The sequence below is a fragment of the Desulfolithobacter sp. genome, from assembly GCF_054025815.1.
In genome coordinates, this window is sequence record NZ_JBPMMS010000010.1 from 152619 (window position 1) to 174369 (window position 21751).

At 58.0% G+C, this 21751-nt stretch carries 20 protein-coding genes; 3 read left to right on the forward strand and 17 right to left on the reverse strand.

All coding sequences use genetic code 11. The annotated features are described in order from the left end of the window. Nucleotides 1-44 precede the first annotated feature (44 nt). From ACXJJY_RS02300 to ACXJJY_RS02310, 3 genes are all read left to right on the forward strand, one after another. On the forward strand, nt 45-215 hold the full coding sequence (locus ACXJJY_RS02300) for a hypothetical protein (protein WP_456385087.1): 171 nt from the start codon (nt 45-47) through the stop codon (nt 213-215). Between the two features lie 254 nt (nt 216-469). Then, on the forward strand, nt 470-1147 hold the full coding sequence (locus ACXJJY_RS02305) for a hypothetical protein (RefSeq protein WP_456385088.1): 678 nt from the start codon (nt 470-472) through the stop codon (nt 1145-1147). Between the two features lie 252 nt (nt 1148-1399). Further along, nucleotides 1400-1735 (forward strand): DUF3795 domain-containing protein, encoded by a 336-nt coding sequence (locus ACXJJY_RS02310; protein WP_456385089.1) that lies wholly within the window; start codon nt 1400-1402, stop codon nt 1733-1735. Nucleotides 1736-1770: 35 nt separating this feature from the next. Here the strand turns inward: ACXJJY_RS02310 and ACXJJY_RS02315 are convergent, their stop codons facing one another. The 17 genes from ACXJJY_RS02315 to ACXJJY_RS02395 all read right to left on the reverse strand — a co-directional run bounded on the left by ACXJJY_RS02315 (nt 1771) and on the right by ACXJJY_RS02395 (nt 21646). After that, nucleotides 1771-4029, reverse strand: coding sequence for an AAA family ATPase (locus ACXJJY_RS02315; protein WP_456385090.1), 2259 nt, complete (start codon nt 4027-4029; stop codon nt 1771-1773). Between the two features lie 351 nt (nt 4030-4380). Then, complete coding sequence (gene cydB, locus ACXJJY_RS02320) at nt 4381-5511, reverse strand: cytochrome d ubiquinol oxidase subunit II (RefSeq protein ID WP_456385091.1); 1131 nt, start codon at nt 5509-5511, stop codon at nt 4381-4383. A 1-nt stretch (nt 5512) separates the two neighbouring features. Further along, complete coding sequence (locus ACXJJY_RS02325; protein WP_456385092.1) at nt 5513-7048, reverse strand: cytochrome ubiquinol oxidase subunit I; 1536 nt, start codon at nt 7046-7048, stop codon at nt 5513-5515. A gap of 6 nt (nt 7049-7054) precedes the next feature. Further along, a complete protein-coding gene (locus ACXJJY_RS02330) occupies nt 7055-7318 on the reverse strand; it encodes a DUF4492 domain-containing protein (protein ID WP_456385093.1) in 264 nt (87 codons plus the stop codon). A gap of 9 nt (nt 7319-7327) precedes the next feature. Then, complete coding sequence (locus tag ACXJJY_RS02335) at nt 7328-7816, reverse strand: RrF2 family transcriptional regulator (RefSeq protein ID WP_456385094.1); 489 nt, start codon at nt 7814-7816, stop codon at nt 7328-7330. Nucleotides 7817-8010: 194 nt separating this feature from the next. Further along, entirely contained in the window at nt 8011-9165 is a 1155-nt protein-coding gene (gene cydB / locus ACXJJY_RS02340; protein ID WP_456385095.1) for a cytochrome d ubiquinol oxidase subunit II, read from the reverse strand. 189 nt (nt 9166-9354) lie between these two features. After that, complete coding sequence (locus ACXJJY_RS02345) at nt 9355-10209, reverse strand: MBL fold metallo-hydrolase (RefSeq protein ID WP_456385096.1); 855 nt, start codon at nt 10207-10209, stop codon at nt 9355-9357. Then, nucleotides 10206-12215, reverse strand: coding sequence for an acetyl-CoA carboxylase biotin carboxylase subunit (gene accC / locus ACXJJY_RS02350; protein ID WP_456385097.1), 2010 nt, complete (start codon nt 12213-12215; stop codon nt 10206-10208). The genes ACXJJY_RS02345 and accC overlap by 4 nt, the downstream gene beginning before the upstream one ends. A gap of 56 nt (nt 12216-12271) precedes the next feature. Beyond that, a complete protein-coding gene (locus tag ACXJJY_RS02355; RefSeq protein ID WP_456385098.1) occupies nt 12272-13804 on the reverse strand; it encodes an acyl-CoA carboxylase subunit beta in 1533 nt (510 codons plus the stop codon). Next, a complete protein-coding gene (gene mce, locus ACXJJY_RS02360) occupies nt 13804-14211 on the reverse strand; it encodes a methylmalonyl-CoA epimerase (RefSeq protein ID WP_456385116.1) in 408 nt (135 codons plus the stop codon). Before mce ends, ACXJJY_RS02355 begins: the two co-directional genes overlap by 1 nt. Before the next feature lie 46 nt (nt 14212-14257). Further along, nucleotides 14258-15919 carry an acyl-CoA mutase large subunit family protein gene (locus ACXJJY_RS02365; protein WP_456385099.1) on the reverse strand — a complete coding sequence of 554 codons (1662 nt, stop codon included), beginning with the start codon at nt 15917-15919 and terminating at the stop codon, nt 14258-14260. After that, a complete protein-coding gene (gene meaB, locus ACXJJY_RS02370; protein ID WP_456385100.1) occupies nt 15916-16824 on the reverse strand; it encodes a methylmalonyl Co-A mutase-associated GTPase MeaB in 909 nt (302 codons plus the stop codon). The genes ACXJJY_RS02365 and meaB overlap by 4 nt, the downstream gene beginning before the upstream one ends. Next, nucleotides 16821-17243 carry a cobalamin B12-binding domain-containing protein gene (locus ACXJJY_RS02375; protein ID WP_456385101.1) on the reverse strand — a complete coding sequence of 141 codons (423 nt, stop codon included), beginning with the start codon at nt 17241-17243 and terminating at the stop codon, nt 16821-16823. The genes meaB and ACXJJY_RS02375 overlap by 4 nt, the downstream gene beginning before the upstream one ends. Continuing rightward, nucleotides 17240-17578 carry a tRNA-binding protein gene (locus ACXJJY_RS02380; RefSeq protein ID WP_456385102.1) on the reverse strand — a complete coding sequence of 113 codons (339 nt, stop codon included), beginning with the start codon at nt 17576-17578 and terminating at the stop codon, nt 17240-17242. The genes ACXJJY_RS02375 and ACXJJY_RS02380 overlap by 4 nt, the downstream gene beginning before the upstream one ends. After that, nucleotides 17575-18444: a succinate--CoA ligase subunit alpha gene (sucD, locus tag ACXJJY_RS02385; protein ID WP_456385103.1), complete on the reverse strand. Its 870-nt coding sequence runs from the start codon at nt 18442-18444 to the stop codon at nt 17575-17577. Before sucD ends, ACXJJY_RS02380 begins: the two co-directional genes overlap by 4 nt. A gap of 15 nt (nt 18445-18459) precedes the next feature. Beyond that, nucleotides 18460-19632: an ADP-forming succinate--CoA ligase subunit beta gene (sucC, locus tag ACXJJY_RS02390; RefSeq protein WP_456385104.1), complete on the reverse strand. Its 1173-nt coding sequence runs from the start codon at nt 19630-19632 to the stop codon at nt 18460-18462. Between the two features lie 121 nt (nt 19633-19753). Then, entirely contained in the window at nt 19754-21646 is a 1893-nt protein-coding gene (locus ACXJJY_RS02395; protein WP_456385105.1) for a propionyl-CoA synthetase, read from the reverse strand. Between the last annotated feature and the right edge of the window lie 105 nt (nt 21647-21751).

A 21751-nucleotide genomic window follows, 5' to 3' on the forward strand; every position in this document is an offset into this window, starting at 1 on the left:
CCGGGCAATCTCAGAAAGGACAGCAGGACACGTCTTCGACATCCGTGTTGAAATCTGCTAACCGCCAGACAGAACTTGCCGGCCAGCTTGTCCAGAAGACCGTCCAGAACCAGGCAGGCATGCAGATGCAGGGAGCGCAGCAGCCGGCCAGGACTGCCCAGGCAGCGGGCCCGACCCAGGACGGACGGGGCAACATTATAAATGTGGTTGCCTGAACAGTAGCTGAGTTCATCACGGTTTCTCTCCAGGGCCGGTCTTTTCCATGCATTTTTCGCCGGGAAAGGACCGGCTTTTTTTCGTTTGCACGCTTGGCAGTCCAGGGGGGCACCCTTTCGCATTCTCTCGGGCAGAGAACAGCGGCGTATATTTCGGAGAATGTCTGCTCCAGACCTCGTTGGCCGGATTGCCTCATCGCTGTTTTGGCGGAAAGGTCCTGGAGTTGTTTTGAACTCGCAGCAAAAGGATTTCCATGAACAATATCGACGCTCTTGAAGCGGTGTACCGGTTCCATGCTTCCCTGACGGAACGTTTCGGCCTGGTCTGCGTCTGTGGCTGCGTTACATGCTGCACGGTCAACGTCACCATGACCAGCCTGGAGGCCGACTACCTGCGCCGGGCAGAAGCGCCGGTGCTGCAGGAGCCGAAAGTTGACAAATTGTTGCGTGAGGTCGCTGACAGGCCCCATTTCATGCCGAGTCGGACTACCAATGAGCTGGCCAATGCCTGTTTGCAGCGTCTCGACGCACCTGTGGAAACCGGAAAGCACGGAGAGGGGAACTGCCCCTTGCTGGACCGGAGCGGGTGCTGCATGGTGTATGACCACCGTCCTTTTGGTTGCCGGGCCATGGTTTCCCTCGAACGATGTGTCGGACAGGGGGAAGCGGTGATGCCGCCCTTTCTTTTCACTCTCAACCTGGCCCTCTGCCAGGTTATCGAGCACCTGGACCGTGACGGGATAAGCGGCAATATGCTCGATCTGCTCACCGATCATCAAGACAGGTGTATTCCAAACCGGGCCCTGCCGGGATTTCTTGTCCCTGCCCGGGAGAAGCTGCGGTTTACCAGGGTTCTGGATGAGCTGAAAAAAGTGGTGGCTGGTGACGGAGTCCTGGCGGATTTCCTTCCCGATTCCCTGCTTCTGCCGTGAGTGACGGAAGGAAGCAGGATCGGATGGTACAGAGATTTAGAGAGCTGAAAATAAAATGTGATTACCATCAAAATTCAGAAAATGGCTGAGCCGGGAGATAACATCGCCATTCTCACGGAGACTGTGAAAAAAATGGCCTCTCATTGGTACTCCCTGACAAATAGTTTTTCCAGGGCAAAGCGATGTTATCCTTTTCCGCACCGTTGTTGAGTTTCGGTGGTAATCAAAAAATAAAAAACAGGGAGGTGTGAGATGATCGCCTGTTGTGGACTGGATTGCACCCGGTGCGAGACCTATCGGGCAACCAGGGATGATGACGACAGAAAGCGGACGGAGATTGCGGCGAAATGGTCTGTCCGCTACCGGTGCGATCTGACAGCAGCCGATATCAACTGCACGGGCTGCAAAGGGAAGGGAGCCAGGTTTTCCTTCTGTGGCCAGTGTCCGATCAGGGCTTGTTGCCAGGATCGGAATTTGGACCACTGTGCACTCTGCTCCGAGTATATCTGTGAAAAACTGCAGCGGTTCATCGACCAGGCCCCGGCGGTTGGCCGGGCCCTGGAAAAACTTCGGCAGGAACAGAGGTAAGTTGCCGCCAATCTGTTTTGCGCCCAATCCCGGGTTTACCAGACCGCCCGCAGCCCTTTACTCTTTCTGATCTGGTCGATGCGCCGTTCCAGCTCGATTCGCCAGTCGGCATGGATGCGCGCGGCCGACGGTGCAATCAGTTCGGGCAGGCCGTAGACAAGCCGGTCCGCGGCCCGACTGGCCTCGATGACGGCCTCGATGGAGCGGGCGCCGAACTTGTAGCGGGCCAGCAGCAGCCGCAGGAGCAGGCCCGAAGTCTTGCGGGCCGCGGTCCGCCAGTGGGTCTGCATCTGGTGGGCGATGATGAAGGCCCTTTTGAGCAGTATGCGGCGCAGCTCTTCCAGTTCCTCTTCCGAGGCCGAATCCCGCAGCAGTTCCTCCGGAATTTCAATACCGTCTATATCCAGCACAACCCGCAGTCGGCTCATGAAGTCCGGAATCTTGAGGGTCTTTGCCAGCTGCAGCGCTTTCGGATCCTCGGGAGTGAGCAGCTCCTCCATCCCGGCCCAGCTGGCCTTGACACCGCCGGCAAAGACAAAGATTGCCCGTCCGATGTGGTAGGGAATGCCATGGACATAGGTGACACCATCCTGCATGGAGGGCAGGAAGTAGCGCAGGTAGCCAAATTCGTAATCATCGTAGCGGCAATCGAATTCATCCCAGAAAGCGATGGGAACCTTGCCCTGGGCCACCGAAGCCCGGATGGGATCGATGGCCGAGTTGATTTCGTCCGGGCTGGCAAACTGGGTCAGGTTGAACTCGAAGAAGTCAAATGGATTGCCTTCGAAATTTTTGGAGATAACGTTGGCCACCTGTTTGACGGCAAAGGATTTTCCCGAACCTGGAGGGCCGAACACCCCGATGCACAGCGGCCGCAGAACCCGGTCTTTGGAGACATAGGAGTCCATGACGTTGTGGAGGGTGATCACCGGGTCTATTTCGGCCGGGTCGGTGGTCCGCAGGTGACCGACCTGGAAGATGGGCAGGTCGTTGAAGCCGCGGCCCCGGTTGACTTCCTCCTTGAGGCAGTGGAGCACCGAGACGATCACGTCCATGTAGTCGTACCTGGTGTCCTGGTGGATGCCGGTCGGCGAGTAGCGCCGGTGACGGAAAAAGGAGCGCAGGGCCTTTTTCTTGTCCTCGTTCCACACCTGGCTTGAGACCAGTTCCAGGGTGGAATCGAAGTCGGCCGAGAATTTAGGCAGTTCGACAAAAGAGGGATCCGGGGTGTTGTCGATGAACGAGCAGGGCGATCCATCCGGATAAGTGGAGGCGAAATCCAGGTTGGGGAACTCCAGGCCGCCGTTAAAGTAGTAGCCGCGATCGTTGAGCACCTTCCAGTTAAGAAGGACCCTTTTGGAAAAATCGTAGAAATAGTTGCGGCCGAACTCAAAACCATTGAACCGAATGGCATCCATGGAAAGCATGGAGGTCACCATTGTGTCGTAGCAGGGCACTGAACCCCGTTGCCTGGGTGCGCTTTTTTCCGGCAGATGCCCCTTTCGGTAGCGGAAATAGGTTCCGGCCGGACCTACATACAGCAGACCATGGGGAAACATCTCGACCACGATATGGCAGAGGAACCGGTGATGCTGAGCGTCCCAGAGACCGACCTCCGGGGTCCGCAGGGCGCGCAGGCACATGGCGACTATGGTTTCCCAGTTGACCGAGCTGTCCATCTCCATCCGGGTGGTTTCCAGGTCGGAGAGCCGGCAGAAGAGTGTGAATCGATCCCCGAGGATGGTGGCCCATTTCTGCCAGTGGGCCACCGATATGCCCATGGCGATGCACCACATGCCGGGATTGAGTTCAACGATATCCTCGCAGACCTGGGGCGGAACCCCTGAGTCGTCGATGAGCAGGATACCGTTGTTGCCGGCGATGATATCGAGGTTGTTGTCATTGACCACAAAAGGGTCGTTGCTGACCCCGCGCCCCTCGGAAGGGAGGATCTGGTTGATCATGTACCAGCCGTGGTCAGGCCTGTCCACCGCTCCTGAGGAATGTTTGCGGAAGATCTGGTAGACATGCTTTTCCCTGCCATAGGTCAGGGTGTTGAGTCTGGGTGTCAGTTCGGAGCTGGCCAGGTAGGAACTGAGCCAGGTCAGGCACTGCTCAAGACGTCCGTTCTCGACGCTCACCTTGCCGGCCAGCAGGTCGATGTCATCGCCGGGATTATATCCGTAGGCGGGCAGGCTGCCTTCTTCCAGGAGGCTGACCTCTTTGACGGGCAGATTCCAGATTTTTACGTTCGAGCCGAGAAAGAGAAGTTTCTGCATTGCCTGATCGGTCATTGTCGGACCCCGGGGATAAGGTGGATGGGATATCTCTGCAGCAAGGCCTGCCCGGCGGAAGGAGAAGCAGGGAAAAAAACCGCCCGGCAGGCTTGCAGTTATTATTCTATAACAGGTTCGTCTTGTCCAGTGCTATGACTGCGGCTTTGTAGGATACGCCGATCATGGCTACCCAGAGAAGAAGCAGAAAAATTTCCATGGTGTCCCTCCTGTGGAATTGAGCCGGTGTCGGCTGTCAGCGCCGACACCGGGAGATTGAAAATGATTTGTATGAAAGCCTCGTCCCACCTTCCAGGGGGCAACAACAGCTTTCATCTTTCGTTGAGAAGGCTGTGCGAGCCTGAATCGATGTTAGTAGGCCTTGCCGTCTACCTCGTCAGCGGTCAGCTTGGTCCGGTCCATGGCCCACCATACGTAGGCCACGTAGGCCAGGACAAAGGGAATCGCCATGGCCACGTAGGTCATGGCGGTCAGGGTGTAATGGCTCGAAGAGGCATTGGCAATGGTCAGGCTTGACTGCAGATCCGTCCTGGATGGATAAAACGGGGTGTTGTTATAAGCCGGCAGCAGGAGGACGGTCAATCCCACCAGTGTTGTGCCGGGACCACCCATCCAGATGCCAGCCGTCTTGTCGGTCTTGACGGTGGTCAAAACGCCAGCGATCACCAGTACCAGGCCCGCAGCCAGGAGCCCCGGCAGCCAGGGATTGGCCAGCAGGTTTGCCAGGTATTTGCGCGATTCCAGGGCGACCATGCCGTTTGCCTCAACAGTGTAACCTTTCATGAGCAGCAGGCTGACCAGAACATAACCCAGAAAGGGCAGTGAGCAGAGAAAACTGGTCCAGCAGGCTTTGCGGAGCCTGGTTTCCAGCTCGGGAGTGGAGGTGAAGTCGATGTTGTTGATCAGGTACATGGAACCAATCGTTCGGGCATTGAAAACCAGAAAGAGCCCAAGCGACAGGTTGAAAAGCGAAAAGGCCGCCTCCAGCCCCCGCAAAGGATGGGTCCAGGTGACAAAGTTGTAGTCGCTTAAGACAAAGTTGGAGCCGGTGAAAAAGGTGCCCACCGCGGCCCCGATCAGGAGAATGCCCAGCGAGCCGTTGATGAACAGGAACAGCTCGTAGACCTTTTCACCCAGCAGGTTGTTGGGTTTTTTGCGAAATTCGTAGCTGACAGCCTGGACGATGAAGGTGAAGAGAATAAGTATCCAGACCCAGTAGGCGCCGCCAAACGAGGTGGCGTAGAACTTTGGAAAGGCGGCGAACAGCGCTCCGCCAAACAGGACCAGGGTGGTGAATGTCAGCTCCCACTTGCGGCCGAGCGAGTTGATGACCAGGGATTTTTCCAGGTCGCTTTTGGCCACCTGCCAGAGCAGGGTCTGTCCGCCCTGGACAAAAGTGAGAAATATGAACAGCGCTCCAACCACCGAGCAGAGCAGCCACCAGAGATGCTGCAATGTTGTTGTGTCAAGGCTTCCGATCATCTTACTCGCCCTCCGGTCCAATGGAAATCTGTTTGGTCATGATCCGCACCTCGGCCAGAAGCAGGATGGTGAACAGGATCGCGAACATGAAAAAGGTTGTCTGGACTGTGCCGGTCGTCAGGTTGGTACGCGCGACAGAAACCGGCAACAGTCCCTGGATGGCCCAGGGTTGACGACCGACTTCAGCCACAACCCAGCCTGCCTGTGAAGCGATCATGGCCAGGAAGAACATGGGCACTCCCCCGGCCAGCAGCCATCTTTTGGTGAGGAGCTGGTCTTTCAGGGTGAAGTAAAGGAAGGCCAGGCAGACCAGTGGAAACAGTGTTCCCAGGGCCACCATTATATGGAAGCTGTAAAACGTGGTCGAGACCGGCGGGACGATGTCTTCAGGTTTTTCAAGGAAACCGTATCCCATGAAGTGCTGGTACTCGTTGAAGGAGGCTAACGATGCGGCAGCCATTTCTTCGTTTCCTTCTTTTTTGGCTTTCTTGTAAGCGTCCAGGGATGAGAGAGCAATTCTGCCGCGTTCTATTTTTTCTCCTGCCCCCATGATACCGTATTCCTCGTTGCCATAGACCAGGTCATCGATACCGGGAACAAAACTGCCCGGAGAGCGGTTGGCCAAAAGGGACAGCAGCGCCGGGATACGTATTTCGAACTTGAAAGGATCCTGGTCGTCTCCAGGTTTTTTGTCGCTGTTGAGCATGCCGATGGCGACAATACCGGCGTTTTTCTCGCCTTTGTACAGGCCTTCGAAGGCTGCAAGTTTCATGGGTTGCTGTTGAGCCACTTCATAGGCTGCTTCATCACCGGTCAGGCCGACTACGACCGAGGTCACGAGGCCAAAAATTGCCGCAACAATAATGGAGCGCCGGGCCATCTCGATGTGACGGCCCCTGAGCAGAAACCAGGAAGAGATGGAAATGATGAACATCGAGGCCAGGAGCATGGAGGAGCTGGTGGTATGGGTGAATTTGGACACCGCCACCGGCGACATGATGACCTCCATGATATTCTGCATTTCGAAACGGGCTGTGTCAGGGTTGAAGGCCATGCCAATGGGATACTGCATCCAGCCGTTGGCCACCAGGATCCACACGGCCGACAGGTTGGAGCCCAGGGCAACCATCCAGGTGGAGAAGAGGTGGAACCGTTTGGAAACCCGGTCCCAGCCAAAGAACATCACGGCAAAGAATGTAGCCTCCAGGAAAAAGGCGAAAATTCCTTCAATGGCGAGAGGAGCACCGAAGATATCGCCGACCATCCAGGAGTAATTGGACCAGTTGGTGCCAAACTCGAACTCCATGATGATTCCGGTGGCCACACCGATCGCGAAGTTGATACCGAAAAGCTTGGCCCAGAACTTGGTAATGTGTTTCCAGTGTTCGTTCCCGGTTTTGACATACAGGGTTTCGTAAAAGGCGATGATCCAGGTGATACCGAGTGTCAGCGGCACGAAGATCCAGTGGTACATGGCTGTCAGGGCGAACTGGGCCCTGGCCCAGTTCACCATTGACATGTCAAAGTTTTCAATCATGATATCCTACCTCCTTACATTTGGTTGGCTTTGGGCTGGCCTGGTTATCTGCTCCAGCACGTAACCGGCCCGTTCCTCATCTGTTGCAAAGCGTGATCCCAGAAAATCCTGGAAAAAAAATAACTTGAGTACCCCGAACATGATGATCAGCTTGATGATGATCACCTTCCAGAGTGTTTTACCAAGGGTCATTGAGCGAAATCCGTCGACATAGAAGCGGATGATGCGGGTGATAACACCGGATTGTTCCATGGCAAGTCGTGGTTCCATACCCTCCTCCTACTGTATTTTCTCGACCTGGTTGTCGACCTTGTCTTCCGGTGAAGTTTCGGCAAGTCCGGTGACCGGGAAAAGCGGAATACAGGAGCCTTCTTCCACCAGCTGGTTAAAGGTGACTGAGTTCAGGGTGGAGCGCAGCTGATCCCTGGCTTCCATCCAGACCCGGTGCACCGCGCACCCATAGGTTACCTTGCAGGATTCCGGCCGGGCGACGCAGTCGTTGAGATATATCTCGCCGATCATGGTCTCGACCACTTCCAGCAAGGTGATTTTGCTCGGATCACGGAGGAGAACAAACCCTCCACGGGATCCCTGGCGGATCTCGATAAAGCCAGCCTTGGCCAGGTCCTGGGCGATCTTGGCCAGGAAATGGGATGGTATGTCGGCTTTTCCGGCAATTTCCTGACGACTGGTCAGAACGCCTTGCCCCTGCTTTGCCAGGTACACCATGCAGCGGATGGCATACTCTCCTGCACGGGTGAGTCTCATGTTTGTCAGTTAGAATATGAAAAGGTGATATATAAGATTTTTTATGTCTTATATTGAAAGAAAAGATATTTTGTCAAGTGAAAAATATTCTTGTTATCATTGTTTTTCCCGGGGGGCAGGGAAGTGAGAATACGATGGTATCCGAGGGGATACCATCGCCGTGCCACTTGAAACCCCTGGCTGCCAGGTGGATGCTAATAGACTTCCTTGGCGTTTTTGCCTGTGAGTTCTGCCAGGGTAAGTTTTTTGCGGTCCATGGCCCTCCAGACATAGGTCACGTAGGCCAGGACAAAGGGAATTGCGAGCGCCACCCAGCTCATGGCCTGCAGGGTATAGCGGCTGCTGGAAGCATTGTAGATGGTCAGGGAGGACTGGAGGTCCACCTTGGATGGATAAAAGGCTGTGTTGTTGTAGCCTGCGGTGCCGAAAACAGCCAGAGCAAAGAGAACTGTTCCGAGACCTGCAAACCAGATTCCGGAGGTGGAGTTGGTTTTGGCGGTGACGAGTGTTCCGGCAGTCACCAGAATCAGGCCTGAAACCAGGGCCAGGCCCAGGAGCGGGTTGGCATTAAGGTTGAGCAGGTACTTCCAGGTCTGGCGGAAGACCTCGCCTTTCTCGTTGACTGCGAAACCGTCCATGGGCAGGAGATGAATCAGCATCCAGATCAGGAAGGGCAGGCTGAGTTTGAAGTTTTTCAGTGCTGCATCGCGCAGCCTTCTTTCCAGTTCTTCGACTCCGGTGAAGTCGATGTTATTGATCAGGTACAGGGCTCCCAATGTCCTGGCATTGAAAACCAGGAACAGTCCCACTGAAAGATTGAACAGTGAAAAGGCCGCTTCGAGCCCGCGCAGCGAACTGGTCCAGGTGACGAAATTGTAGGTGCTCAGGACAAAGTTGGAGCCGGTGAAAAAGGTGCCCACGGCCGCGCCGATGAGAAGGATGCCCAGTGAACCGTTGACAAAGAGAAAGGACTCGTAGGTTCTGGAACCGAGCAGGTTGTTGGGTTTTTTGCGGAATTCGTAGCTGACAGCCTGGACGATGAAGGTGAAAAGAATAAGTATCCAGACCCAGTAGGCGCCACCAAAGGAGGTCGAGTAGAATTTGGGAAAGGCGGCGAACAGGGCGCCACCAAAGAGCACAAGGGTGGTGAAGGTGAGTTCCCATTTACGGCCCAGAGAGTTGATGATCAGCGTTTTCTCATCTTCGGTCCGGGCAACCTGCCAAAGCAGGGTCTGGCCGCCCTGGACAAAGGTGAGAAAGAGAAACAGCGAGCCGACCACGGAACAGATCAGCCACCAGAGTTCCTGTAGCTGTGCCAGGGAGGCGGATTCAATCCAGTAGGCAATCATTGGTACACCCCTTTTTGAAAAACAGGTTGATTTGATGGAATAAAAAATGAATAAGGGCTGGGCCCCGCACTCTTTCAAAGAAGATATATGAGATAAGTATGGTCTTGTATAAAAGAATTCCCCTTTTCCTGTCAAGAAAAATTCTCGTTTCTGTTGTCACGATATCCTGGGGTGAAAAGAGGGAGATAATCAAGAACCAGGAAAGGTTTTCGTCACATTGCCCGAACCATCCAGGCGACAGGCCAGCATGTGGATATCATGATAGAAGGTGAACCACCACCCCTTTTTCTGGTAGCTGGGCAGGAGTTTTTGTTTCCGGTCGATGATATCCAGGGGAAAATTGTCATAGGCCATGATCCACAGGGGATTGGTGTGGGCGTGGGTAGGGAGGACATCGCCAAGATGGACGGCCGAGCCCGTCCGACCCTGGATTTCCACCAGCTGATGGCCACGGGTATGACCGCCGGTAAGGCGGACCACGATCCCTGGCACGATCTTTTGGTCTCCCTCTACCAGATCGAGGAGCCCGCTTTCCGCAAGCCCGGCGAAATTTTCCGGCCAGTAGGTGTGGCTCGAACGTATGTTTGGGTGGAGGATATCCTCCCATTCCAGCCTTTGGAGTACATGACGCGCCCGGGGGAATGTCAGGTCAGTTTTCCCGCTCTTTCCATGCATGACCACTCCGCCGGCATGGTCAAAGTCGCCGTGGGTAAGGATGACCACGTCTATATCGTCCCGGCCAAGACCGAGGCCTGCCAGCTCCTCCACCAGGTTCCATTCCTGGTAGACCCTGAATATCTCCTTTTGCCTGGCACTGAGCTTGTTACCGATTCCGGTGTCGATGATCAGGCAGTATTCCGGGGTCCGGACCAGGAGCGGGGCGTTGAGCATTCGGATATAGTTGTCAGCATCGGCCGGATATTTTCTGTTCCATAGAACCTTGGGCACAGCCCCGAACATGGTGCCGCCATCCAGCTCGAAATGGCCCCCGGTGAGCCAGGAGATGGTTGTGTCGCCAAGGTCAATGGTGGGCAGGCTGCTCATGGCTTCTCCAGCGCGAATTCAAGGATGATCTGGTCTACGAACAGGGAGTCGCCGGGCTCGGCGATGATGTTGGCGATGATAGCGTCACACGGGGCCCGAAGGACGTTTTCCATCTTCATGGCTTCGATGATGGCCAGTTCCTCGCCACTTTTCACCGAGTCGCCGACCTGAACATTCACCTTGGTCAGCAGGCCGGGCATCGGGGCCAGAAGGTAGCGGGAGAGATCTGTTTCTTCCTCTGGCGGCATGAAATGAAACAGTTCCGCGGCCCGCGGAGTGAGGACCAGGGCATGGATCCGGTTACCCCGGTACTGAAGAATGTACCCCAACCCGTCACGCTCCACCTGAAAGACCACCTGACGGTTGTTGATCACTCCCCGGAACAGGAGCTGACAGAAGGACCAGTCCGTGGTCACCCGGTAATCGCGGCCGTCATAATCCACCAGATAGCCGCAGTCGGCCTGGAATGGTTTGACGATAATGTCGTGGCGCTGCCGGTCTATAATGACCACCCAGTCATCCTGGACATTGCGTTCGTGACCGGGGAGCTGGCCGCTGATACAGGCCGCCCGGTCCATGTAGAGGCGGTGAATGATGCCGGCCACCACAACGGGCAGGGCCGGGTCTTCCTGCAGGGAACACGAAGGATGAAAGCCGTTCGGGTACTCCTGGGCAATGAAGTTGGTGGACAGCCGCCCCTCCTGGAACCGGGGATGGGCCATGATTGCCCCGAGAAAACCGATATTGTGCTCCACGCCCCGGATCACGTATTCATCGAGGGCGTCCTGCATGTTGGCAATGGCCTGTTCCCTGGTTTCGCCCCATGTGATGAGCTTGGCGATCATCGGGTCGTAGTACATGGATATCTCGCCCCCTTCGTACACACCGTCATCCACCCGCACCCGGCGTTCCTCCCCGGGCGGCATGTAGTGGATCAGGCGGCCGGTGGAGGGCAGGAAGCCGCGCGGGGGATCCTCGGCATAGACCCGGCACTCCATGGCCCAACCGTCGAGGGGTACCTGGTCCTGGCGAAGGCTCAGTTCTTCTCCGGCAGCTACCCGGAGCATGAGTTCCACGAGGTCGAGTCCGGTGACCATCTCGGTCACCGGATGCTCCACCTGCAGCCGGGTATTCATTTCCAGGAAGTAAAACCGTCCGGGCCGGGCCGCATCGACAATGAACTCCACAGTCCCGGCCGACTGGTAGTTCACGGCCCGGGCCAGGGCAACGGCCTGTTCGCCCATGGAGCGCCTGGTTTCCTGGTCGAGGAAGGGCGAGGGCGCCTCCTCGATAATTTTCTGGTGTCGGCGCTGGATCGAACACTCCCGCTCGCCGAGATAGATCACGTTACCGTGGGAGTCGGCCATGATCTGGATCTCGATGTGGCGTGGCTCCTGGATGAATTTTTCCATGAGGATCCGATCGTCGCCAAAACTCGATCCGGCCTCGGAAGCGGCCCGAACAAAACCTTCCCGACACTCATCCTCGTTCCAGGCCACCCGCATACCCTTGCCGCCACCCCCGGCCGTGGCCTTGAGCATTACCGGGTAGCCGATATCGGCCGCCATCTCCAGGGCATGGTCCACGTCACGGATCACTCCGTCGTAGCCCGGCACCGTATTGACCCCGGCCCGGGCGGCGATCTGCTTGGAGGTGATCTTGTCGCCCATGGCCCGGATCGCCTCCACCGGCGGGCCGATGAAGATCAGTCCAGCCTGTTCCAGCATCTCGCAGAACATGGGGTTTTCGGACAGAAAACCGTAGCCCGGGTGGACAGCCTCGGCTCCGGTTTCCAGGCAGGCGGCCACGATCCGGTCCATGTCCAGGTAGCTGTCGGTGGCCGGAGACGGCCCGATATGGACGGTTTCGTCCGCCATCTGTACGTGCAATGCCCTCCGGTCGGCGTCGGAGTAGACGGCCACGGTCGCAATACCCATTTTGCGGGCGGTTTTGATGACTCGGCAGGCGATTTCCCCTCGGTTGGCGATTAGTATTTTTTTAAACATATAATTTGCTTTTCCCTTTTCCCGATGCCCTGGTTTTTCCGCGTCACTCTGGTTGTCTACAATGGGATATTCCCGTGTTTGCGCCAGGGGTTTTCCAGTTTCTTCTCCCTGAGCATGGCCAGGGAGCGGCAGATGCGGGTGCGGGTGTTATGCGGCATGATCACATCGTCGATGAATCCGCGGCTGCCGGCCACAAACGGGTTGGCGAACCTGCTGCAATACTCCTCGGTGTGGTTTTTGATTTTTTCCATGTCATCCATGTCCCTGCGGAAGATGATTTCCACCGCGCCCTTGGGCCCCATGACCGCGATTTCGGCCGTGGGCCAGGCAAAATTCACATCGCCTCGCAGATGCTTGGAGCTCATCACGTCGTAGGCACCTCCATAGGCCTTGCGGGTGATGACCGTGACCTTGGGCACTGTGGCTTCGGCAAAGGCGTAGAGGAGTTTGGCCCCGTGTTTGATGATGCCGCCGTATTCCTGCGCTGTTCCGGGGAGAAAGCCGGGAACGTCGACAAAGGTGACAATGGGAATGTTGAAGGCGTCGCAGAAGCGGACGAAACGGGCTGCCTTGCGCGACGAGGCAATATCCAGGCAGCCGGCCAGGACCATGGGCTGGTTGGCGACAATGCCCACGGTGGAGCCCTGCATGCGGCCAAAGCCGATGATGATGTTGGCGGCGTAATCGGGCTGGAGCTCGAAGAAGTCGTGCTCATCCACCACTTTGGTGATCAGCTCCTTCATGTCGTAGGGCTTGTTGGGATCCTCGGGGATCAGGGTGTCCAGTGACATCTCCACCCGTTCCGCCGGATCGCTGGTGGGCCAGACCGGTGGTTTTTCCCGGTTGCTGGAGGGCAGGAAGTTGAGGAACCTCCGCAGCATCAGAAGGGCCTCCACATCGTTTTGAAAGGCCAGGTCCGCCACCCCGGAGCGGGTGGTGTGGGTCCGGGCGCCGCCCAGTTCCTCGGCGCTTACTTCCTCGTGGGTAACAGTCTTGACCACGTCCGGGCCGGTGACAAACATGTAGGAGGTGTCCTTGACCATGAAGATGAAATCGGTCATGGCCGGGGAGTAGACCGCCCCGCCGGCACAGGGTCCCATGATCAGGGAGATCTGCGGTATCACTCCGCTGGCCAGAACGTTTCGCTGGAAGACATCGGCATAGCCGGCCAGGGCCTCGACCCCCTCCTGGATGCGGGCGCCGCCCGAGTCGTTGAGCCCTACCACCGGTGCGCCCACCTTGATGGCGTGGTCCATGATCTTGCAGATCTTTTCGGCATGGGCCATGGACAGCGAGCCGCCAAACACCGTGAAATCCTGACTGAAGACAAAGACCAGGCGCCCGCACACCGTGCCGTAACCGGTGACAACCCCGTCTCCTGGAATTTTCTGTCTGTCCATCCCGAACTCGTTGCACCGGTGTTCGACAAACATGTCCCACTCCTCGAAGGTACCGGCATCGAGAAAGAGTTCGATCCGCTCACGGGCTGTGAGCTTGCCCTTGCCGTGCTGACGGTCGATCCGGACCTGGCCGCCGCCGAGACGGGCCGCGGCCCGCTTGGCATCGAGCCTGTGAATGATGTCCTGCATCAGTCGTCCTCCCGGGCGCAGATTTCGGTGAGCACTCCAAAGGTGGATTTGGGGTGGAGAAAGGCGATCTTTTTGTTGCCAGCCCCTGGAACCGGCTCGTCGTTGATACACCGGCATCCCTTGCTTCTGGCCACGGCCAGCACATGGTCGATGTCATCGCCCAGGTAGCCTATATGGTGGAAGCCCTCTCCTCTTTTTTCGAGAAATTTCGCTATCGGGCTGTCTGGCGAGGTGGGTTCCAGGAGCTCAATGTGGGTCTCGCCGATGGGGAAAAAGGCGGTTCGAACCTTCTGGGATTCTACCTCCTCGATCCGTTCACAGGTAAGCCCCAATACCTTTTCATAAAAAACACGGGCCTTTTCAATCGAGTGTACGGCAATGCCGATGTGATCTATTTTCTTGAGCATATATGATTTTTTGTAAGAGGTTACAGGGTGCGCCCGGACCGGTATTTCAGACATCTCTGTGTTCGCCGAAGACGTCCCGCAGGACGTTGCATATTTCGCCAAGCGAGCAGTAGCTGCGCACCGCATTCAGGACCGGCTCCATGAGGTTTTCTGTCTCTGTCCGGGCCGCTTTTTTCAGGCCTGTGAGCGCGTTCCTGGCTGCCTGTTCGTTTCTCGAGGATCTCACCTCCTGCAGTCGCCGGACCTGTTCCTCTTCCACGGCCGGGTCCACCCGCATTACCGGCACCCGTGCTTCCTCTTCGCTCTGGAACCGGTTGAGCCCGACAATGATCCGGTCTCCCCGTTCGATCTCCTGCTGGTACTGAAAGGCGGCGTCCTCGATCTGGGCCTGGATAAAGCCGTTTTCAATACAGACCACCACCCCGCCGGCGTCCATGATCTGGTCAATCAGCTCCATAGCCTCCTGCTCGATGGTGTCGGTGAGCTGTTCAATATACCAGGAACCGGCCAGCGGGTCCACGGTATCCGCCACCCCGGACTCGTGGGCCAGGATCTGCTGGGTCCGGAGCGCCGTGCGCACCGAATCCTCGGTGGGCAGGCTGAGCGCCTCGTCCCGGGAGTTGGTGTGCAGAGACTGGGTGCCGCCGAGTACCGCAGCCAGGGCCTGCAGGGTTACCCGGACGATATTGTTGTCCACCTGCTGGGCTGTGAGGGTGCATCCGGCGGTCTGGGTGTGGAAACGCAGCATCATGGAGGCTGGTTTTTTCGCCCCGAACCGTTCCTTCATGATTTTGGCCCAGAGACGACGGGCAGCCCGGAATTTGGCGATTTCTTCGAGCAGGTTGTTGTGGGCATTGAAGAAAAAGGCCAGCCGCCTGGCAAAGACTTCCAGCTCCAGTCCGGCATCCAGGGCGGTCTGAACATAGGTCATGCCGTTGGCCAGGGTGAAGGCCACCTCCTGGCTGGCCGTGGAACCGGCCTCGCGGATATGGTACCCGGAGATGGAGATGGTGTTGAAGAGCGGTGCTTTTTCCGCGCACCACTGGAATATATTGGTGATCAGTCTGAGACTTGGCCGAGGTGGAAAGATATAGGTCCCCCGGGCCACGTATTCCTTGAGGATATCGTTTTGGATGGTGCCGCGCAGTTTGTCCGGGCTCACCCCCTGTTTTTCGGCCACTGCCACATACATGGCCAGCAGAACCATGGCCGGCGAGTTGATGGTCATGGAGGTGGAGATTCTGTCCAGCGGAATCTGGTCAAAAAGCACCTCCATATCGGCCAGGGTGTCGATGGCCACCCCCACTTTGCCCACCTCGCCCATGGCCAGCGGATCGTCCGAGTCGTACCCGATCTGGGTCGGCAGATCAAAGGCGATGGAAAGCCCGGTCTGGCCCTGGTCGAGCAGGTAGCGGTAGCGTTCATTGGAGGCAGCGGCGGTGGAAAAACCGGCATATTGACGCATGGTCCAGAGCCGGCCCCGGTACATGGTGGGCTGCACTCCCCGGGTAAAGGGATAGCGGCCGGGAAAACCGAGATTATCCAGGTACTCTCTGTCAATCTCACGGGGCAGGGACAGCCGCGGCACTTCGCGGCCACCGTGGCAGGTGAACTTCTCCCTGCGCTCGGGAAAACGATCCAGGGATCGTTTGAGCTCGTTTTCTTCCCAATCTTTCTGGGCCGGATATTTTTTCTTTTTTTCTGTCATTTCAGGATATCACGCAGTAGGTGTTCCGCGGCCAGTCGCGGGTCGGTCTCGGTGGAAGCACTCCGGCGGATCCGTTCGCGCAGGGGATGGGCCAGGAGTTCCATGGCCCAGTCCAGGGTTTCGGTAATAAAGGATTCGTCCCGCCGGCGCTGGAACAACCCCTGGCTTCGCTGCTTAGCTTCCAGCTCCAGGACCCGCTCCAGGAGTTCGGCCACCCCACGGCCTTCACTGGCCACGGTTTCGATGATCCTCTGCTCCCGTTCTTCCGGGTCACGCAGGACCGTGGTCATGTCGAGAAACAGCTTTCTGGCCCCGGGCTGGTCACTCTTGTTGACCACCAGCAGGTCCGCCACTTCCAGGATTCCGGCCTTCATGGCCTGAATATCATCGCCGAACCCTGGAGCCAGCACCATGAGGGTCAGGTCGGCCAGGGAGACGATGTCCATTTCCGACTGGCCGATACCTACGGTTTCGATAATCACGATCCGGCAGCCGCTGGCCGCCATGATCCGGACCGCAGCACCTGCCGCAGCGCAGAGTCCGCCCAGACGGCCACGGGTGGCCATGGAGCGGACCACCACGTCCCGGTCCAGGGCATGGTCCATCATCCGGATCCGGTCGCCAAGCAGGGCGCCGCCGGAGATAGGCGACGAGGGGTCCACACCAATGACGCCCATCCGCATCTTCTGTTCGCGTATACAGCGGATGAGCTGCCCGGTCAGGGTGGATTTGCCGGCTCCGGGCGGGCCGGTGATACCCAGGACCAGGCACCGGTCGATCCGTTTCCGGTCCAGGGCGGCCAGCAGTTCGTGGCCGGCCGGGTCGTGGTTTTCCACCAGGGAAATGGCCCGGCCCACGGCCCGGGGATCACCCTCGTGGAGACGACTGGCCAGGGAGGTGCTCATTGGCTGCGCTGTGCCTGCTGCTCTTTGCTGGCCCGGGCAAAGGCATCGATGATGGTGTCGATGGGCGTGCCAGGGGTGAAAACGGCCCGGATACCGGCCTCTTCGAGAACCGGGATATCCTCCTCGGGAATGATCCCGCCGCCCAGCACGGGAATGTCGCCCCCACCGGCCCTTTCAAGTGCCTCGACCACTGCCGGGAAGAGACGCAGATGGGCCCCGGACATGGAGGAGAGGCCGATTGCGTGCACGTCTTCCTGCACGGCTGCCGCCGCGATTTCATCCGGCGTGCGGCGGATGCCGGTGTAAATGACCTCAAAACCGGAGTCACGCAGGGCCCGGGCAATAAACTTGGCGCCCCGGTCATGGCCGTCCAGACCTGGTTTTCCTATGAGTACTCTGTATTTATCTTTATCTGTCATGCCAGCTTGAGTCCGTTGTCCACCTTGCGTTCCGGGACGGCCAGGACCACCGAGCCATCCTGCCGGATAAAGCCGGTTACCAGGCACTCGGAAAGGACCGGCCCGATCTGCTTGGGCGGAAAATTGACCACCCCGATGATCTGGCGGCCCAGCAGTTCCTCTTTGTCATACAGGTCGGTGATCTGGGCACTGGATTTTTTCCGTCCGATCTCCGGGCCAAAATCGATCACCAGGCGATAGGCTGGTTTCCTGGCCTCGGGAAAATCCTCCACCTCGACAATGGTGCCGGTGCGGAGCTCGACTCGGGTAAACTCGTCCCAGGTAATTTCCTTCATGAAAACACTCCGCTGCAGAACTGTCCCAGCCTGCCCAAATGTTCACAGACGTGGATGCCGCATTCCCGCATGGCGCGGATTTTGGCCTCGGCTGTGCCCGATCCACCACTGACGATGGCCCCGGCGTGTCCCATGCGCCGGCCGGGAGGAGCGGTGATCCCGGCAATGAAACCAACCACCGGTTTGTCCAGGTTGTCGCGAATAAAACGGGCCGCTTCTTCCTCGGCATTGCCACCGATCTCGCCCACCAGCACGACCGCCTCGGTGGCGTCGTCGTCACCAAAGGCTTTCAGGCAGTCGATGAAGCTGGTGCCGATCACCGGATCGCCGCCGATACCGATGCAGGTGGATTGACCAAGCCCCACTTCGGTCAGCTGGTGGACCACCTCGTAGGTCAGGGTGCCGGAGCGGGAGATGACACCAATGGGTCCGGGGATGTGGATGGGTCCGGGCATGATCCCGGCCTTGCACTGGCCGGGCGTTATGATGCCCGGACAGTTGGGTCCTATCAGCCGTGAGGAGGTTGCGTCCAGTGCTGTTTTGACCCGCAGCATGTCATGGGTCGGGATGCCTTCGGTGATGCAGACGATCAGCTCCACTCCGGCATCGGCCGCCTCCAGGATGGCGTCGGCGGCAAAGGGCGGCGGCACGAAGATCAGCGAAGCATTGGCCCCTGTGGCGGCAACGGCGTCGCGTACGGTGTTGAACACCGGGATCCCGTCCACGCTCTGCCCACCCTTGCCCGGGGTGACGCCGGCAACAACTTTTGTGCCGTAATCCCGGCACTGTCTGGTATGGAAGCCTCCTTCCCGTCCGGTGATTCCCTGAACAAGAAGTCTTGTGTTCTGGTCGATGAATATGCTCATGGTCTTGTCTCTGCCTCAGAGGGCCGCTGTACCGGTGGCGATTTTACCTATTTTTTCCGCCGCATCCTGAAGGTCTGCCGCTGAAATCAGGTCCAGGCCCGATTCAGCGAGGATCTTTCGCCCTTCTTCTACGTTGGTGCCCTCCATGCGGACCACCACCGGCAGGGACAGCCCCACCTTCCGGCCCGCTTCCACCACACCGGTGGCCAGCACGTCGCAGCGGAGAATGCCTCCGAAGATATTGATCAGGATGGCCTCCACCCTGGGATCGGAGAGCAGGATACGAAAGCCGTTCTCGATCATCTCCGCACTGGCGCCGCCGCCCACGTCAAGGAAATTGGCCGGTTCGGCCCCGGCCTGCTTGATCATGTCCATGGTCGCCATGGCCAGGCCGGCGCCATTGACCATGTTACCGACAGTGCCATCCAGCCGGATATAGTTGAGGCCATATTTTTTTGCCTCGGCCTCCAGGGGATCCTCTTCACTGCTGTCATGCAGTGCTGCAAGGTCCTTGTGGCGGAAGAGCGCGCTGGAGTCCACCTCGGCCTTGGCATCGAGCAGCACGAAATCACCATCCGCGGTCCAGGCCAGGGGATTGATCTCGGCCAGCAGCAGGTCGTTTTCCGTCACGGCCCTGTACAGACCGGAAAGCAGAGCGCAGAATTTTTTGAACGGGTCGCCGGTCAGACCGAGACCAAAGGCCACCTGGCGCAGATGAAAAGGCTGGAGGCCGGTCAGCGGGTTGACCCGGACCCGGATAATTTTCTCCGGTGTGGTTTTTGCCACATCCTCGATGTCCATCCCGCCCTCGGTGGAACCGATGATCATCAGGCTGGCCGTGGTCCGGTCCGGGAGAATGGACAGGTAGAATTCATGCTTGATGTCCACGCCCTTTTCCAGTAGGATCCTGCGGACTTTTTTCCCCTGCTCGCCGGTCTGGGCGGTCTTAAGCGTCATGCCCAGGATGGCCCGAACCGCTTCCCGGGCCTCTTCCTGGCTCCGGGCCAGCCGGACCCCGCCGGCCTTGCCCCGGCCACCGGCATGCACCTGGGCCTTGACGGCAACCGGGAAACCCAGTTCCCCTGCCAGCCGTATACCGTCTTCTTCCGTCTCGGCCACCTGCCCTTCGGGTATCGGCAGACCGTATCGGCCAAAGAGCTCCTTGGCCTGGTGTTCATGTAGTTTCATCGCGTTAGAGAGGGATACTTTCGCCTGAAAGACGAAGTTTTCCCCGGTTCTCCCTGTTCATTTTTTTCGGAATGTCGCCGGAAGACAGTGTGTCTTGAAGGGTGCCATCTCCTGGTTGCTGTTACTTGGGAAAGCCCATCTTTTTCAAATCCTCGGTGATTTCTTCCAGGATGGTCGGATCGTCGATGGTGGACGGCATCCGGTACTCCTTGCCGGCGGCGATCGCACGCATGGTGCCGCGGAGGATCTTGCCGGATCTGGTCTTGGGCAGCCTGGTCACCACCGCGGTCTGCTTGTAGCAGGCAATGGGACCGATCTGGGCCCGGACCATCTGAACCAGCTCGGTTTTGATTTCTTCGGCATCTTTTGTCACCCCGGCCTTGAGGACGATAAAGCCCACCGGGATCTGGCCCTTGAGCTGGTCATCGGTGCCGATGACCGCACACTCGGCCACATCCGGATGGGTGGCGATCACCTCTTCCATGGCCCCGGTGGAGAGCCGGTGGCCGGCGATGTTGATCACATCGTCCATCCGGCCCATGACATACACGTAGCCGTCCTCGTCGATATAGCCACCATCACTGGTCTCGTAATAACCCGGGAAAGTGGCCATGTAGGACTTGATGAATCGCTCGTCGTTTCGCCACAGGGTCGCCAGGGTACCCGGCGGCAGGGGCAGCTTGACCACGATGTTGCCTTCCTCGTTCGGACCCAGTTCCTTGCCCGTATCATCGAGGATACGTACATCATAGCCCGGAACCGGCTTGGTGGGCGAGCCGGGCTTGACCGGGAACTGCTCGATGCCCATGGGGTTGGCGACAATGGCCCAGCCGGTCTCGGTTTGCCACCAGTGGTCGATCACCGGCACGTTGAGAAGGTTCGATGCCCAGTGATAGGTGTCCGGATCGAGCCGCTCGCCGGCCAGGAACAGGGTTTCGAATTTGGAGAGGTCGTATTTTTTCAGCAGCTCGCCGTTGGGATCTTCCTTCTTGATCGCCCGGAAGGCGGTGGGCGCGGTGAACATGATCCGGGCCCCGTGCTCGGAGATGACCCGCCAGAAGGCCCCGGCATCCGGGGTGCCAATGGGTTTGCCCTCGTAGACAATGGTGGTGCAGCCCTTGAGCAGCGGCCCGTAGACGATGTAGGAGTGGCCCACGACCCAGCCCACATCGGAAGCCGCCCAGTAGACGTCTCCGGGCTCCACGTTGTAGATGTTTTTCATGGACCAGTGCAGGGCCACGGCATGGCCGCCGTTGTCGCGCAGCACGCCTTTGGGCATTCCCGTGGTCCCGGATGTGTAGAGGATGTAGAGCGGATCAGTGGCCAGGACCGGTACGCATTCGGCAGGCTCAGCGTCTCTGACAATGTCCTGCCAGGCCAGATCGCGGCCTTCCTGGAGCTCGGCGGTAACAAAGTCGCGCTGGAAGACCACGCATTTTTCCGGCTTGTGATTCGACTGGTCAATGGCCGAATCAACCAGTGGCTTGTAGGCCAGCTGTTTTTTGCCCTCGATGGCGCCGGATGCACAGACGATGACCCTGGGCTGGGCATGGTCGATGCGGATGGCCAGCTCGTTGGCGGCAAACCCGCCAAAGACCACCGAATGGATAGCCCCCAGGCGGGCACAGGCAAGCATGGCCACCAGGGCCTCGGGAATCATGGGCATGTAGATGATGACCCGGTCACCCTTTTCCACGCCAAGGTTTCTCAGTGCTCCGGCAAAGGTGGCCACCTGGTCCCTCAGTTCACGGTAGGTGATCTTGCGGATGGTGTCGGTGACCGGTGAGTCATAAATGATAGCGGGCTGGTCGGCGCGGCCTTTTTCCACGTGCCGGTCCACCGCGTTGTAGCAGGTGTTCATTTCCCCGCCGGAAAACCAGCGGTAAAATGGAGGGTTGGAACGATCCAGCACTGTGTCCCATTTCTTGTACCAGTCAATGCCTTCGGCAGCCGAAGCCCAGAATTCTTCAGGGTTTTCAATACTCTTTTTGAAAATTTCCTCGTACGCCCCCATACAATATCTCCTTTTTAGTTCTGGTAAAGAAGTTCCCCCACGGCTTCATCTCTGCAAAAGTTGTCTATACTCAATCATTTCCACTCATTCAAGGAGCAATGTGCA

Bases quoted from the DNA above. Each gene is read 5' to 3' on its own strand.
- ACXJJY_RS02375 (WP_456385101.1), bottom strand. From the start codon at position 17,243: ATGACAGATAAAGATAAATACAGAGTACTCATAGGAAAACCAGGTCTG.
- ACXJJY_RS02325 (WP_456385092.1), bottom strand. From the start codon at position 7,048: ATGATTGAAAACTTTGACATGTCAATGGTGAACTGGGCCAGGGCCCAG.
- mce (WP_456385116.1), bottom strand. From the start codon at position 14,211: ATGCTCAAGAAAATAGATCACATCGGCATTGCCGTACACTCGATTGAA.
- ACXJJY_RS02355 (WP_456385098.1), bottom strand. From the start codon at position 13,804: ATGCAGGACATCATTCACAGGCTCGATGCCAAGCGGGCCGCGGCCCGT.
- ACXJJY_RS02335 (WP_456385094.1), bottom strand. From the start codon at position 7,816: ATGAGACTCACCCGTGCAGGAGAGTATGCCATCCGCTGCATGGTGTAC.
- meaB (WP_456385100.1), bottom strand. From the start codon at position 16,824: ATGAGCACCTCCCTGGCCAGTCGTCTCCACGAGGGTGATCCCCGGGCC.
- sucD (WP_456385103.1), bottom strand. From the start codon at position 18,444: ATGAGCATATTCATCGACCAGAACACAAGACTTCTTGTTCAGGGAATC.
- ACXJJY_RS02345 (WP_456385096.1), bottom strand. From the start codon at position 10,209: ATGAGCAGCCTGCCCACCATTGACCTTGGCGACACAACCATCTCCTGG.
- ACXJJY_RS02380 (WP_456385102.1), bottom strand. From the start codon at position 17,578: ATGAAGGAAATTACCTGGGACGAGTTTACCCGAGTCGAGCTCCGCACC.
- ACXJJY_RS02310 (WP_456385089.1), top strand. From the start codon at position 1,400: ATGATCGCCTGTTGTGGACTGGATTGCACCCGGTGCGAGACCTATCGG.
- ACXJJY_RS02315 (WP_456385090.1), bottom strand. From the start codon at position 4,029: ATGACCGATCAGGCAATGCAGAAACTTCTCTTTCTCGGCTCGAACGTA.
- ACXJJY_RS02365 (WP_456385099.1), bottom strand. From the start codon at position 15,919: ATGACAGAAAAAAAGAAAAAATATCCGGCCCAGAAAGATTGGGAAGAA.
- ACXJJY_RS02330 (WP_456385093.1), bottom strand. From the start codon at position 7,318: ATGGAACCACGACTTGCCATGGAACAATCCGGTGTTATCACCCGCATC.
- ACXJJY_RS02395 (WP_456385105.1), bottom strand. From the start codon at position 21,646: ATGGGGGCGTACGAGGAAATTTTCAAAAAGAGTATTGAAAACCCTGAA.
- cydB (WP_456385095.1), bottom strand. From the start codon at position 9,165: ATGATTGCCTACTGGATTGAATCCGCCTCCCTGGCACAGCTACAGGAA.
- accC (WP_456385097.1), bottom strand. From the start codon at position 12,215: ATGTTTAAAAAAATACTAATCGCCAACCGAGGGGAAATCGCCTGCCGA.
- ACXJJY_RS02305 (WP_456385088.1), top strand. From the start codon at position 470: ATGAACAATATCGACGCTCTTGAAGCGGTGTACCGGTTCCATGCTTCC.
- cydB (WP_456385091.1), bottom strand. From the start codon at position 5,511: ATGATCGGAAGCCTTGACACAACAACATTGCAGCATCTCTGGTGGCTG.
- sucC (WP_456385104.1), bottom strand. From the start codon at position 19,632: ATGAAACTACATGAACACCAGGCCAAGGAGCTCTTTGGCCGATACGGT.